1 protein-coding gene is annotated in these 980 nt (G+C 53.6%); it reads right to left on the bottom strand.

Annotated elements, in window-relative coordinates; all coding sequences use genetic code 11:
• Positions 1-44: 44 nt before the first annotated feature.
• Positions 45-968, bottom strand: coding sequence for an IS5 family transposase (locus tag EIEH_RS00100; protein WP_015870883.1), 924 nt, complete (start codon positions 966-968; stop codon positions 45-47).
• Between the last annotated feature and the right edge of the window lie 12 nt (positions 969-980).

Genomic DNA, 980 nt, shown 5'->3' with positions numbered 1-980 from the left:
TAAATCAGATTTTTGGTAAGCAGCCCAGCAGGCGATTGCTGCTGTCAGGCAATGCGCTCACTTTCAGGCATTCCTGCCTTCGTCATTTTATTCAGCGCACGCACCATGGCCAAAGCCTCTGCAACCTGCGCATCATACTCCCGTAGCGTTAGTGAACCACCAAACAGTTGTTTAATTCTGTACATCGCCGTTTCTGCTATCGACCGGCGGTTATAATCTGTTGTCCGTTTCCACCGTGCATTACTCCCTCTTAGCCGCTGATTCGCAACAGCGCGATTACGATCTGCATACTCACCCGGCCAGTAATCCGCTCCCTTTCGAGGAGGAATAAGGGTGCTGATTTTCTTACGCCGTAATTCATCGTGACACCGCCGGGTGTCGTAAGCACCGTCCGCCGCTGCTGCCCTGATTTTCCGGTGGGTCTGCCGGACAAGTCCAGGGAAAGCTTCAGCATCGGTAACGTTATTCAGCGACAGATCCGCGCAAATAACCTCATGCGTGCGCGCATCAACAGCCAGATGCAGTTTCCGCCAGACACGACGGCGTTCTTTGCCCTGTTTTTTGATTTTCCACTCACCTTCGCCGAAGACTTTCAGCCCTGTGGAATCAATTACCAGATGCGCTATCTCACCTCGGGTGGGTGTTTTAAAACTGACATTAACCGACTTTGCCCGCTTGCTGACACTGGTGTAATCCGGACTGCGCAGAGGGACCCCCATCAGGGTAAAAATAGAATCAATAAAGCCCTGTGCGGCCCGGAGGGTCAGCCGGAAGACGCATTTAACCACCAGGACAGTGGTGATAGCGAGGGCAGAATAGCGCTGAGGTCGTCCCCGTGCTGCGGGCGTTGCTGACTCATACCAGGCTTGAATCGCTTCGTCATCCAGCCAGAAAGTGACGGAGCCACGATTGACGAGGGCTTTGTTGTAGTTGTGCCAGTTGGTGCTCCTGAACGTCTGCTTTGTCACGGGAATGCCGGT

The organism is Edwardsiella ictaluri ATCC 33202 (assembly GCF_000264785.1).
GTDB lineage: Bacteria > Pseudomonadota > Gammaproteobacteria > Enterobacterales > Enterobacteriaceae > Edwardsiella > Edwardsiella ictaluri.
The sequence above is the reverse complement of the archived record's forward strand: the minus strand, read 5'-3'. Positions and strand labels throughout refer to the sequence as shown.